Source organism: Desulfuromonas sp. TF (assembly GCF_000472285.1).
Taxonomy (GTDB): domain Bacteria; phylum Desulfobacterota; class Desulfuromonadia; order Desulfuromonadales; family ATBO01; genus ATBO01.
This window is the reverse complement of sequence record NZ_KI421418.1, coordinates 365,114-377,500: the sequence shown is the minus strand read 5'-3', so window position 1 is coordinate 377,500 and position 12,387 is coordinate 365,114. Positions and strand designations below refer to the sequence as shown.

At 58.6% G+C, this 12,387-nt stretch carries 10 protein-coding genes and 1 riboswitch; of the genes, 4 read left to right on the top strand and 6 right to left on the bottom strand.

The window, feature by feature from the left end:
- Positions 1 to 141: 141 nt before the first annotated feature.
- The gene (locus DTF_RS0109955; RefSeq protein ID WP_027715202.1) at positions 142 to 1,068 is read left to right on the top strand and encodes a ribose-phosphate pyrophosphokinase; all 927 of its coding nucleotides are present in this window, start codon (positions 142 to 144) and stop codon (positions 1,066 to 1,068) included.
- Between the two features lie 24 nt (positions 1,069 to 1,092).
- Here DTF_RS0109955 and DTF_RS26100 read toward each other — a convergent pair whose 3' ends face one another.
- From DTF_RS26100 to DTF_RS26520, 3 genes are all read right to left on the bottom strand, one after another.
- Positions 1,093 to 1,221 (bottom strand): DUF3096 domain-containing protein, encoded by a 129-nt coding sequence (locus DTF_RS26100; protein ID WP_081702903.1) that lies wholly within the window; start codon positions 1,219 to 1,221, stop codon positions 1,093 to 1,095.
- 239 nt (positions 1,222 to 1,460) lie between these two features.
- Positions 1,461 to 4,256 carry a phosphoenolpyruvate carboxylase gene (locus tag DTF_RS0109945; protein WP_027715201.1) on the bottom strand — a complete coding sequence of 932 codons (2,796 nt, stop codon included), beginning with the start codon at positions 4,254 to 4,256 and terminating at the stop codon, positions 1,461 to 1,463.
- 182 nt (positions 4,257 to 4,438) lie between these two features.
- Positions 4,439 to 4,612 carry a hypothetical protein gene (locus tag DTF_RS26520; protein ID WP_155890777.1) on the bottom strand — a complete coding sequence of 58 codons (174 nt, stop codon included), beginning with the start codon at positions 4,610 to 4,612 and terminating at the stop codon, positions 4,439 to 4,441.
- A gap of 257 nt (positions 4,613 to 4,869) precedes the next feature.
- Between DTF_RS26520 and DTF_RS0109935 the strand changes: the two genes are divergently transcribed.
- The 3 genes from DTF_RS0109935 to DTF_RS0109925 all read left to right on the top strand — a co-directional run bounded on the left by DTF_RS0109935 (position 4,870) and on the right by DTF_RS0109925 (position 7,833).
- Positions 4,870 to 5,322 (top strand): hemerythrin domain-containing protein, encoded by a 453-nt coding sequence (locus tag DTF_RS0109935; RefSeq protein ID WP_027715200.1) that lies wholly within the window; start codon positions 4,870 to 4,872, stop codon positions 5,320 to 5,322.
- A gap of 12 nt (positions 5,323 to 5,334) precedes the next feature.
- Positions 5,335 to 6,072 (top strand): DUF72 domain-containing protein, encoded by a 738-nt coding sequence (locus DTF_RS0109930; protein ID WP_027715199.1) that lies wholly within the window; start codon positions 5,335 to 5,337, stop codon positions 6,070 to 6,072.
- Positions 6,073 to 6,135: 63 nt separating this feature from the next.
- Positions 6,136 to 7,833: a TrkA family potassium uptake protein gene (locus tag DTF_RS0109925; RefSeq protein ID WP_027715198.1), complete on the top strand. Its 1,698-nt coding sequence runs from the start codon at positions 6,136 to 6,138 to the stop codon at positions 7,831 to 7,833.
- 81 nt (positions 7,834 to 7,914) lie between these two features.
- Here DTF_RS0109925 and DTF_RS0109920 read toward each other — a convergent pair whose 3' ends face one another.
- The 3 genes from DTF_RS0109920 to glmS all read right to left on the bottom strand — a co-directional run bounded on the left by DTF_RS0109920 (position 7,915) and on the right by glmS (position 11,639).
- A complete protein-coding gene (locus DTF_RS0109920; RefSeq protein WP_027715197.1) occupies positions 7,915 to 8,346 on the bottom strand; it encodes a CBS domain-containing protein in 432 nt (143 codons plus the stop codon).
- A gap of 142 nt (positions 8,347 to 8,488) precedes the next feature.
- A complete protein-coding gene (gene msrB / locus DTF_RS27680) occupies positions 8,489 to 9,676 on the bottom strand; it encodes a peptide-methionine (R)-S-oxide reductase MsrB (protein ID WP_027715196.1) in 1,188 nt (395 codons plus the stop codon).
- 136 nt (positions 9,677 to 9,812) lie between these two features.
- Entirely contained in the window at positions 9,813 to 11,639 is a 1,827-nt protein-coding gene (gene glmS / locus DTF_RS0109910; RefSeq protein ID WP_027715195.1) for a glutamine--fructose-6-phosphate transaminase (isomerizing), read from the bottom strand.
- A 645-nt stretch (positions 11,640 to 12,284) separates the two neighbouring features.
- A riboswitch (cyclic di-GMP riboswitch) is annotated at positions 12,285 to 12,374 on the top strand.
- Positions 12,375 to 12,387: the final 13 nt, after the last annotated feature.

Genomic DNA, 12,387 nt, shown 5'->3' with positions numbered 1-12,387 from the left:
TGTGTCATGTTGAATTGCAAAATCTCTTCTCCCCGATAGAGTGGGTACATGAACCATTAAAGGGAGTCCCACGGCGCCGTGCGTGGTTTGGGCGACTGATTTTCTTCAGCCTGCATATAAGTAAGATAGGCGAAAAGGTAGATGAAAAAAGTCATTTTCACCGGTCGGGCCAATCCCGCCCTCGCACAGGGAATCGCTGGAGAGCTTGGAATACGCTGCGGCGCCTGCAGCATCGAGGATTTTCCGGACGGCGAAATCCATGTCGAACTTGAGGAGCCGCTGGAAAACGCCGACGTCTACCTGATCCAGCCGACCAGCCCGCCGGTGGCCGAACACCTTCTGGAACTTCTTCTTCTTGCGGATGCCTGCCGACGGGCCGGGGCCGGGCACCTGACTGCCGTCATCCCCTATTTCGGCTATGCCCGCCAGGATCGCCGGACCGGGAAGATGGAACCGGTCGGGGCACGGCTGGTAGCCGACCTGCTGAGCCTGAGGTTCAACCGGATCGTCGTCGTCGACCTGCACAATCCGGCGATCGAAGGCTTCTTCGCCATTCCTGTTGAACACCTTTCGGTCGTCCCGCTGCTGGCGGAAGCCCTGCGCAGCGGTCTCGATGAGGAGGCCATCCTGGTGGCTCCCGATCTGGGTGCGGTCAAACTGGCCCAAGAGTACGGCGATCGGCTGGGACTGCCGGTCGCTTACATTCATAAGATCCGCCACAGCGGCGAGGATGTCAGCGTTCGACGGGTCATCGGATCGGTGAAGGGGCGCAGGCCGATCATCGTCGACGACATGATCAGCACCGGAGGGACCGTGGTGTCGGCGGTCCGGGCACTTCTCGAAGAAGGGTGCCTGGCGGAGATCACTGTAGCTGTCGGTCATGCCCTGCTGGTCGGCGAGGCGGAGAAGAGCCTGGCCGAACTGCCCGTCCGCCGGTTTTTGACCACGGACAGCGTGCAGCGGGACTTCTCTTCCTTTCCTCTTGAAACCGTCAGCCTGAAAAAGGTCATCGCTAAGGGGATAGATCGCCTGCACCGGATTCCCGAGGAGAATTCATGTTTGCGATGACCCGGTGAGGTATCCGGTGTCCGGTCATCCGATCAGACCGAAGATGCCGACCAGGATCAGGTAAATGGCCACGATATAATTCAGGAGCCGAGGAAAAATCAAAATGAGAATCCCGGCGATCAGGGCAATAACCGGTTGGTAGGTGAGGACCATTGTGGTCTCCTTTCAATCAGGAAAGCTTTTATTGCCGAATAAAATTTCCCCCCGCCTTGACAGATTGAAGCGGGCTGATATTTCTTTTGAGCAAAGCAATTGATTATGAACAAAGCATGATTCCCCCGAAAAACAATTCGCCAACTTTGCGCGTTACGGTGCCCGCCTTTGCAGGTCCCTCCTGCTTACCTGACGCGCTTTTTTATTGTCTGAAACCTCGCTTCATGAGGCTCTCGAAATCAGCCGGTGTTGCGCAGACCGGCCGCTATGCCGTTGATGGAAGCGGCCAGGACATAGTCGAGCTCATCGGTTTCCCGGCCGCTCGACTTGCGTCTCAGCAGCTCGATCTGGATCATGCTCATGGGATCCACGTAGGGGTTGCGGAGACGGAGGGAATGGGCCAGATCGGGATTGTTTTCGAGCAGGCGCTTCTGGCCGGTGATTTCGAGAACCATGCGCCGGGTACGCTGAAGTTCGTCCACCAGGAGGGTGAAGACCCGATCGCGCAGACCGGCGTCGCCGACCAGAGAAGCATACTGGCGGGCCAGGGGCAGATCGACTTTCGCCAGGGCCATCTCGACGTTCCGCACCATGTCGAAAAACATCGGAAAACGTCGCATCATGATCTGCAGCAGTCTCCTCTTCTCCTCGCTGCCGGAAGCGAATTTTTCGAAGGCCGTTCCGACCCCGAACCAGGCCGGCACGAGCAGTCGGCTCTGTATCCAACCGAATCCCCAGGGGATGGCCCGCAGGTCCTCCAGACCTTTGCTCTCCTTGCGGCGCGCCGGGCGCGAGCCGATCTTGGCCAGTTCGAACTCACGCACCGGCGTGGCCTGTTCGAAAAACGGAAGGATTGAAGGATTGTCGGCAATCTTCTCCCGATAGCAGGCATAGGCTGCGGAAGACATCTCCTCCATGGCCTCCTCCCACTCCGCCTGGGCGGTCGCTTCGACGAGGCCTGTGCGAGTCAAAGCCTCCAGAGAAGCGGAAACCATCAGTTCGAGGTTGCGTCGGGCCAAGGCCGGATCCGAGTACTTGAAATTGATCACTTCGCCCTGCTCGGTAAGCTTGAAAGCGCCGGAAAAAGCCCCGGCTGGCTGAGCGACGATCGCCCGATGGGTCGGGCCTCCGCCACGCCCGACCGTTCCGCCGCGCCCGTGAAACAGGCGCAGGGAGACGCCGCATTCCTCCGCCACCCGGTGGAGGGCGCGGTGGGCCTTGTAGATCTCCCATGTGCTGGTCAGCATGCCGCCGTCCTTGTTGGAATCGGAATAGCCGAGCATCACCTCCTGCCAGTGCCCCCAGGAGTCCAGATAGGGAGCATATTCGGAGCTGGCCCAAAGGGTGCGGCAGATTTCCGGAGCGTTGCGCAGATCCTCGATCGACTCGAACAGCGGCACCGGCATCAGGCCCGGATCCCCTTTTTCCCTGTGTCCGGCAGCGGAAATACCGCAAAGCTCCATCAGCCAGACAAGGGAGAGGATATCCTGTACAGAGGTGGCGCCGCTGATCACGTAGCTGCGGATCGCCTGAGACGGGTATTCCGTCTTCAACCGCGACACAGCCCGGAGGGTGTCAAGCAATTCAGCGGTCTGGCCCGAGGGGGGTGCAGGGAGAGGGCCTGCAGGGTCGACCAGATGTCCGGCGCCGGCGGCCAACTCGGCCACCGCCCGGGCGTGGACCTGCGCATGCTGCCGGATATCGAGCGCATGGAGATGAAAACCGAAGGTATCCACCTTGCGCCTCAGAGGGTCGACAAGGCGGCGGGCGAGGCGTTCTCCCCTTTGTTTGCGCAGATTCCGGCTCAGCAGCTTCAGGTCGTCTCCGAAGGTTTCGGCATCGGGATAGGCGTCCGGGTGATGCGGCTCCATCAGGGCGCGGCGCAGTCGGTGACGCATGATAGTCAGATAACGCCGGTACAGCTCGCACTCGGGCAGGGCATCCGCCTCCTGCGCCGCTTCGGGGAATGCGGCGGAACAGTCCGCCAGAGCCGCACGCAATTCGTCGGTCTCTCCCGCCTGGCAGGTGGAGGGCGTCAGGAGCCGGCTCAAGGCTTCCACCTCATCCAGGTAGTCGGAAAGGATCAGCTCACGGGCTTTCTCCAGGGCATCCCTGGTGCTTTCGGCCGTCACGAAGGGGTTCCCGTCACGGTCGCCTCCAATCCAGGAGCCGAAGCGCACCACCGTCGGCAGATCGGCGGCATCGATATCTATTCCGTAAACGTCCCGAAAATCCGCCGCCAGGTTCTCGTAGAAGTCGGCAATGGGTGGGAGCAGGGAGACCGTGTAGTGATCGAGCCCCATGGCGATTTCGTCCTGCACCGTCGGCTTGCGGCGGCGGACTTCGTCGGACTGCCATAGAGCACTGATTTCAGCCAGGACCGCCTCCTGACTTTCGGACGCTTCGGAATCAGACAGCGGGAGCCGATCGAGCTTCTCCAGTTCGCCGGCAATGCGGCGGCGCTTGAACAGAACGACTCGCCGGGCAACCTCGGTAGGATGCGCGGTAAACACGGGAACCACCTCCACCAGCCCCAGCCGCTCCAGGGCCTTTTCGGCATCGATGCCCGCCCCCCGCATGCGCTCCAGGGTGGCATGCAGGGAACCCGGCTTGTCGGGGATGCCGCCGACCCGATGGGCGCGGCTGCGCCGCTTTCGATGGTTGGTTTCGGCCAGATTGGTGAGTTCGAAAAAGGTGGCGAAGGCCTTGACGATCTGGTGGCTTTCGAGATCGCTCATCTGCCCGACGATTTGCGCCATCTCCTTCAGCAGCTCCCTCTCAGCGGGGTTCTCAAGCCCGTCCTCCCCCTGGGCGTCTTCCAGTTCGCGATGCTTTATCGCCAGACGCCGCAGCCGTTCTTCATCGTCGAACACCTTCTGTCCCGCCTGCTCCTTGATGACCACCCCGAGAAGCTTCCCCAGGGAGCGGACATCTCGCCGCAAGGGCAGGTCCTTTGTCTCCGGATCGGAGCTGAGCAGCTCCTTCAGCCGTTCGGCCTGTACCGGCGCCTTCCAGAAAAACTCCAGTTCGCCCATGAGAAGTCCTTTCGCCAGACAGCATCCACCGGGAAGCCAATACGTGATGCCTTCGCAAGATTCGAAGGATGGCTAAGATACTTTTAGTTTGACTCTTTTCAGCGGAAAGACAAATTCAGGTAAAGCAAAAAGCCCGGCCAGCGATTGCTGACCGGGCTTTTTGTCCGTATTCGCGTCACGGTTCAGTGCCTCTCCCTCACTTCCTCCTCTTTCAGGGTTCTGCCCGCTTCCGATTCGAGTTGATCGCTGATTTCCGTCAGCACTTTGCACACATGCCTCAGGGCCGTCGCTGCGCCCGGATCTTCCACCATCTTTATCGCCGCTTTGATTCGGTCGATTTCTTCCGGTATGTTCATACAAGCTCCATTGTTTTCCAGGTTGTGGTCTAAGCCGGGGGGCCTCCTTTATGAATCCATATCAACAAAAAAAGGGATGTCAAACAGGGATTGGAGATCCGCCGCAAAATTTTCCACACGGTGTCTGAGGAGAGATGGGTCGGGAGAGTAGACTTTTACGGGCCGAACTGTGGGGAAAATCCATGTTTTTGACATTATTGGAAGCCATGGTAGGTTTATTCCGATGCTCATCAGGCCGCAATCGAAGGAGATAATCGATGAATCTCTACCAGTTGTTGGAAGTGGAAAATACCCGGATACGCAAAACACTCGGCAAGCTGCTGAACACCACGGCGGACCAGGACTGGGAGCGGTCGGATTTCATCGAGGAGATCCGGGGCCGCCTGTTGGCGCAGAAAGAAGTGGAGGAATCGTTCATTTATCCGCTCATTCTCAACATGGAAAGCACCCGGGAGCAGGCGCGAATTCTTTATGGGGAGCAGAAGGTAATCCTCGCCATGGTAGAAGAGATGGCCCGGGCTTCTAAAGAAAAGCCGGAATTTCAAGACTGGATCGAAAGACTGTACACCGAAATCCTCTCCTACCTGGAACACCAGGAGACCGCTCTCTTCGAGATGGCGCGCCAGGCGATTTCGCCCGAACAGGCAGAGGACCTGGGTCTGCTGGCGGAAGAGAAACTGGGCAAGGTGCGTTCGAAATACCTGCACTGAGGCACCCCGAATATGCGAGGAGACGTTCGTATCGGCACCTCGGGTTGGGTTTATCCCCATTGGAAAGGAGATTACTATCCTGAAGACCTTCCGCAGCGCGATTGGTTCGGACACTATGTCCGGGATTTCGACACGGTAGAGATCAACAACACCTTCTATCGCCTCCCCAAACCGGAAACCTTCGATCACTGGCGGGAGGTGGCTCCGCCGAACTTCCTCTACACCTTCAAAGCCAGCCGGTATATCACCCATATCAAGCGGCTCAAGGACCCGGAGGCCTCACTGGAGAAATTTCTCGAGCGGGCTGCATTGGCCGGCCAGACCCTTGGTCCGGTTCTCTTTCAGCTTCCCCCCCGGTTTGAAGCGGATGCGGAGCGCCTGGAAAATTTCCTGCGGGCCCTGCCGCGAGAGCTCACCAAGGTCTTCGAATTCCGCGATGAGAGCTGGCATCAGGAATCCATCCGCGGGTTGCTGTCACGATACGGCGCCGCCTTCTGCATTCACGACCACGGAGCTGTCGGCAAATGTCCCGACTGGGTGACCGCCGGCATCGTCTACCTGCGCTTTCACGGCTCTTCCGAAGCCTCGTACTCGGGCAGTTATTCGGAAGAAGCACTGAGACGGGAGGCGAAGCGGATTACCGCCTGGCGTGAGGAGGGGCGGAGCGTCTTCGTCTATTTCAACAACGACATCGGCGGCCACGCCGTTCGCAACGCCCTGAGCCTGAAGGAGATGGTGGGTCGGCGTTGACGATTGTCCCGTGAACTGTCATAGTTCTGTGATTGATTGAAATTCTTACGATGACGGGACCACATGAAGACCATCGCCTCGGAACTCGCCTACTTCCTTCGCGGGCGCGCCAAGCATAACCTCAAGTACCTGGTTTATTACTGCGCTTTCCTGATCGCCATGATTCTCATCTATGCCGTCCTGTTCCGCTTTCTCATGTGGCATCTGGAAGGGCGCGAGTTTTCGTTGATCGCCGGCATCTACTGGGCCATCACGGTCATGACCACCCTGGGCTTCGGCGACATCACCTTCCACACCGACCCTGGGTACATCTTCGCCGCGGTGGTGACGCTCACGGGGGTGATCTTCCTTCTCATCATCCTCCCCTTCGGACTGATCAGCCTGTTTCTGGCACCCTGGATCGAACATCGACTGCGTTATCGACCAACCCTTGAACTTCCGCCTGAAACTTCCGGGCACGTCCTGATCTTCGGCATCGACGCCGTCGCCCGCACCCTGATCCGAAAACTGCAGAACCGACAGATCCCCTTCGTGGTCGTCACCCCGGATTCCGACAATGCTCTGCGCCTGGAGGAGGAAGACGGAATCCGGGTTGTGTGCGGTTCACCGACCGATCCCCAGGTCCTGGAATCGGTCCGGATCGCCGCGGCTCGTTATGTGGTCGCCAATCTCACCGACCCCGAGAATGTCAACATCTGCCTCACGGTGCGCTCCCTGTGCGACACACCGATCGCAGCAACGGTCTCCGAAGCTTCCCATGGGGAACTTCTGCGGCTGGCCGGCGCCAACCATGCCATTCCCCTGCACAAGATACTCGGCAGCTACCTGGCGACGCGTGCGACCACCAGGGGCGCCATGGCCCATGTGCTCGACAGCTTCGGACGATTGCAGATCGCCGAGATCCCGGTGCATGGTACTCCTTTTTCCGGCCTGACCCTTTCCGAGGCTCAGGTACGCCAGCGCACCGGTCTCGCTATTATCGGTCTGTGGGAACGAGGCTGCTTCACCATCCCCACCGCCGAATCCAGGCTCGACGACGAGGCACTGATGGTGCTGGCGGGGACTCGTGAACAGCTCGACGAGCTAGAGAAACTGACGGGTGAACAGGCGGATGAAGATCTGGTCTTCATTCTCGGCCATGGCCGCATCGGCTGCGCAGCCGCGACGTTCCTCGACCGCAAACCGGTTCCCTTCTTTCTTGTCGACCGCGAGGAGAACTCGGCCTGTGACGAGCATGTGACGATCTACGGGGACGCTACCGGTCGCCACGTCCTCAAGAAAGCGGGCATCGACAGCGCCAAGGGACTGATCGTCACCACCAACGACGACAGTACCAACATTTTTCTCACCCTGGTCAGCCGACACACTCAGCCCCACATCCGCATCGTCGCCCGGGCCAATACCGACGAGAACGTTACCCAGCTCTACGCCGCCGGCGCTGATTTTGTCGTCTCCCAGGCTTCGGTGGGAGCCAGCATTCTTCTGAACATCATCGAGTCGAAGACCTCGGCCTTTCTCACCGAGGGGATCAACGTATTCCGACGGTCCCTGCCACCCGGCCTGGTCGGCCAGACCATCGGTGATTCTCGGATCCGCCCGAAAACGGGATGTTCCATCGTCGCGCTCGAATCGTCAGGGAAGGAAGATCCGATGGTCGTACCGTCGCCTGAGACGGTTCTCGAGGAGGGGATGAGCCTGATTCTTATCGGAAGTCCCGAACAGGAAGAGGAATTCAGCAGGATTTATTCCAAAAACGGTTAGATCCCGACACCACCCATTAAAAGCAAGAGGCGCACCATTGCAGGTACGCCTCTGTGACTGCTGCCGGACCGTTCAGGGAGGTCATCCGGCAAGGATATAGTTCTCAAGTTGACCGATCATGAACTCCTTTTCGGCAATGATCGCCTTGACCGCATCGCCGATGGAGACCAGGCCTTCAAGGTCTTTGCCGCTCATGACGGGCAAGTGCCGGCAGTGCTTCTGGGTCATGAGAGCCAGGCACTCCTCGACACTCTGCTCGGGTCGGACAAAAACGACCTTTCTGCTCATGATCTCGGAAACCTTTGCCTCTTTGGAGGAGACCCCTTTCAGGACTACCTTGCGGGCGTAATCCCGCTCGGACATGATGCCGACGACCTGTTGCCCCTCGATCACCATCACCGCCCCGACGTCCTTGTCCGCCATCAACTCCAGGGCAGAGAACACCGTCTGATCCGGGCTGACGGACCAGACATCCCGCCCTTTCGCTTCAATCAGCTGTCGCACTGTCTTCATAAACACCTCCATTGCCTGCTGGTCAGATATAATACATTCCCCAAATCATTTATAAATCATAATGGGCCTAAGGCGATTGTCAACCAGCCTGACTTGGAAGTGGACAATGATTCCAATGATGGTCGGAAACTTCTGACACGGCTTATTCGAAGAGCTTCAGAAACTGACCGTACCCCTCCTTCTCCAGCTTCGCCCTGGGAACGAACCGAAGTGCCGCCGAGTTCATGCAGTACCGCAGGCCGGTGGGCGGGGGGCCGTCCTCGAAGACGTGTCCCAGGTGGGAGTCGGCGTGGCGGCTCCGCACCTCGGTGCGCACCGAAAACCAGCTCCTGTCCTCCTTCTCCACGATGTTCTCCGGGACCAGAGGCCGGGTGAAGCTCGGCCACCCCGTTCCGGACTTATACTTGTCCGTCGAGCTGAAAAGCGGCTCTCCGGAGATGATGTCGACGTAGATCCCCTCTTCCTTGTTGTCCCAGTAGTCATTCTGAAAGGCCGGCTCGGTACCGTCCTCGCGCGTGACCTTGTACTGCAGCGGCGTAAGGCGACGGCGCAGCTCCGCATCGTCAGGAATGACATACTCCTTTTCCTTCTCCATACCCTTATTTCCCTTCTCCATCCCGGAATCGGCCGCGCTCATCCCGCCCGCTTCCGCCATGGACTTCATCTTCCCATCGGCCTCCGGAATCGCTTCGGGCGACTGTTTTCCCCAGACTTTTTCCAGGAACTGATCGCGTCCTGAATTGAAGCGGTAAAACTTATAGCGGATGGGATTCTTCTTATAGTAATCCTGGTGGTACTCCTCCGCCACGTAGAATTCACCGAGGGGCAGGATGTCCGTGGCGATAGGCTTCTCGAAGCGGCCCGAGGCGGCCAGTTTCTCTTTCGAGCTCTCCGCCAGCCTGCGCTGCTCTTCGTCGGCGTAGAAAATGGCGCCGCGGTACTGGTCGCCCCGGTCGACGAACTGGCCGCCGGCATCGGTGGGATCCACGTGACGCCAGAACCAGGTCAACAGCTGGCCGTAAGTGACCCGCTCCGGATCGTACGTCACCTTGACCGCTTCGATATGGCCGGTTCCGCCGGCCGAGGTCTGCTCATAGGTCGGATTCTCCGTATGCCCGCCGGTGTAGCCCGAAACGGCTTCAATCACCCCGGGCACCTTTTCGAAATCGGACTCGGTACACCAGAAACATCCGCCGGCAAAGACCGCCGTCCGTGTAGCCCCGGACATCTCTCCCGCTTTCTGATTCCTTTCTTCATCCATTCCCCGGCTCTGTTGACAGCCGGCAAGTATCAGCGCCAGAACAACGAATCCCGTGAACAGGGTTTTCATGATTACCTCCAATCGGCGTCGTGTCCGGCTCAAGCCCGACCCGCACCTTGTCCCATTGCTTTATTTATGATCTCATCATAAGGCAAAAGGATAAAGGGTGCTTAAAGCCGATATGAAGATTCGGTAAAGATTTCCCCTATTCCACCGTCACACTCTTCGCCAGATTCCTCGGCTGATCCACGTCCTTGCCCAGCAGAGCAGCGACATGATAGGCAAGAAGCTGCATCGGGACGGCGGTGATGACGGGCATCAGATCGTCGGGAACCGCCGGAAGATTCAGGATCAGATCGGCTTTTCCCGTAAGCTCCTCGCCGGCGTGGTCGGTGACGGCAATCACCCTGCCGCCCCGGGCACGTACCTCCTCCATGTTGGAAGCCACCTTTTCGAATGTCTCGTTGCGCGGGGCCAGGATCACCACCGGCATCTGCTCATCGATCAGGGCGATGGGGCCGTGCTTCATCTCTCCGGCCGGATAGCCTTCGGCATGGATGTAGGAAATCTCCTTGAGCTTGAGTGCGCCCTCCAAGGCGATCGGATACTGGTTGCCGCGGCCCAGGAAGAGGAAATCCTTCGCCCCCATGTAGGCGCGGGCCGCCTCCTCGATCGCCCCATCCTGCATCAGCGTTTTTTCCACCTTCTCAGGCAGAGCCTGCAAATCATGAATCATTCCCCGGCACTGCCCAGAGCTGATCGTCCCCCTCGCCAGACCCAGCCGAATGGCAAACATGTAAAGGGCCACGATTTGGGTGGTGAAGGCCTTGGTTGAGGCAACGCCGATCTCCGGCCCGGCATGGGTATAGATAACCCCGTCGCTCTCCCGTGCGATGGAGGACTCGACGACATTGCAGACGGCGACTGTCTTCCCTTTCTTCCCTTTGGCCTCGCGCAACGCCGCCAGGGTGTCGGCAGTCTCGCCGCTCTGGCTGATGAGAAGGGTAAGTGTGTTCCCGGTGACGATCGGATCGCGGTAGCGAAACTCGCTGGCGATGTCGACATCCACCGGCACCCGGGCCAGCTTTTCGATAAAGAACTTGCCGATCAGGGCGGCATGCCATGAGGTGCCGCAGGCGACGATGAACAGCTTCTCGATCCGGCGCAGCTCCACGTCGGTCAGATGGAGCTCCTCCAGTTGGACCTCCCCTTTCTCTTGGATCCGTCCGGCAAGGGTATCTGCGATGGCCCGGGGCTGCTCATGGATTTCCTTGAGCATGAAATGCCGGTACCCCCCCTTCTCGGCCAGCAGGGGATTCCAGGTGATCGTCTTCGACTCCTTCCGCACCTTTCGTCCATCCAGCATGGACACCTTCATATCCCTATTGCCGAAGAGGACGAATTCGCCGTCATCGAGGAAGATCATCTCGCGAGTGCGGGAGAGCATGGCGGGGATGTCGGAGGCAACGTAAAACTCCCCTCCCCTATGGCCCACCACCAGGGGGGAGCCTGATTTGGCGGCGATCAGGTGCCCCGGTTCTTTTTCACAGAGAACGACCACGGCATAGGCGCCGCGCAGCTCGGAAAGAGCCAGACGGACGGCGGCTTCGAAGCTGCCGGTCTCCTTGAAGTGATGCTCGATCAGGTGGGCGATGACTTCGGTATCGGTCTCAGAGCGGAAGTGATGCCCTTTTCCCGTCAGCATCCCCTTCAGAAACCGGTAGTTCTCTATGATGCCGTTGTGCACCACCACAATGCCACCGGCGCAGTGAGGATGAGCGTTGATCTCCGATGGGCGGCCGTGGGTGGCCCAACGTGTGTGGCCGATGCCGCAGCTCCCACCTAACGGCCGCTCCTGCAGCATCATCTCCAGATTGACCAGCTTTCCGGCAGCCCGACGGATCTCCACCTTGCCGTGGTTCAGTGTGGCAATGCCCGCCGAATCGTAGCCGCGGTATTCCAGCCGCCGCAGGCCGTCGAGAATGATGGGAGTTGCCTCATTCGACCCGATAAAACCGACGATACCGCACATGTCAGCCTCCCGCCCGGTTGAATTTTTTTCTCCTCATTCCTCACGGATTCATATTTCAAGAGTCGTACCAAAGAGATTTCAATGCGATTACAACGTGTTGGAGGCCATCGGATGAAGAGATCAGCGATCCCATGGCGCCATCTGAAACAGGAAGGCGGGGGATTGTTTCATATGGGAACAACGTGTTGGCAAGGCATGGATTGACCCTTAAATACGGGTGTCCCTTATGGCATCGACCTGTAGACTCTTCGCAATCCCTCCGGATCGTATCACTCATACCACACCCGCGTTGTAAACTTGCCTCAGAGGAAGAGGGGAATATAGGAAATTTTCCACTCCCACGCCCCCACAAAAAAAATTTTAAGTTATTTTTTCTCTACAAAACAAGACCTTGTGCCGTTTTGCGTCGTTGGAATACGTGAAAACACGCGACCTTGGAAGTCCAGTCTTGTCGCCCCCTTCCCGATCTGAGACCTATTTCACAAGATCAGAAACCCGATCCAGGAGGGCATGAAACCGCCTTTACGAACGACGATGCCGTCAAAGTAACCGGGGGTCGATCTTCTTCCATGGGCTCTATCGGCACGCCAAGTGCACTCGTTTGAAACATACAAGTCAATCTATGGGAAAATAGTCAGAAATTTTCTCCGACAAGGGCAAACCCGGAGCAATCCGGCGACGCAAAGTCACGGGTCCGCCTTCACCAAGGTTTCAGCGGATAGCCGGACCGCCGAAGAGATGCCGCAAG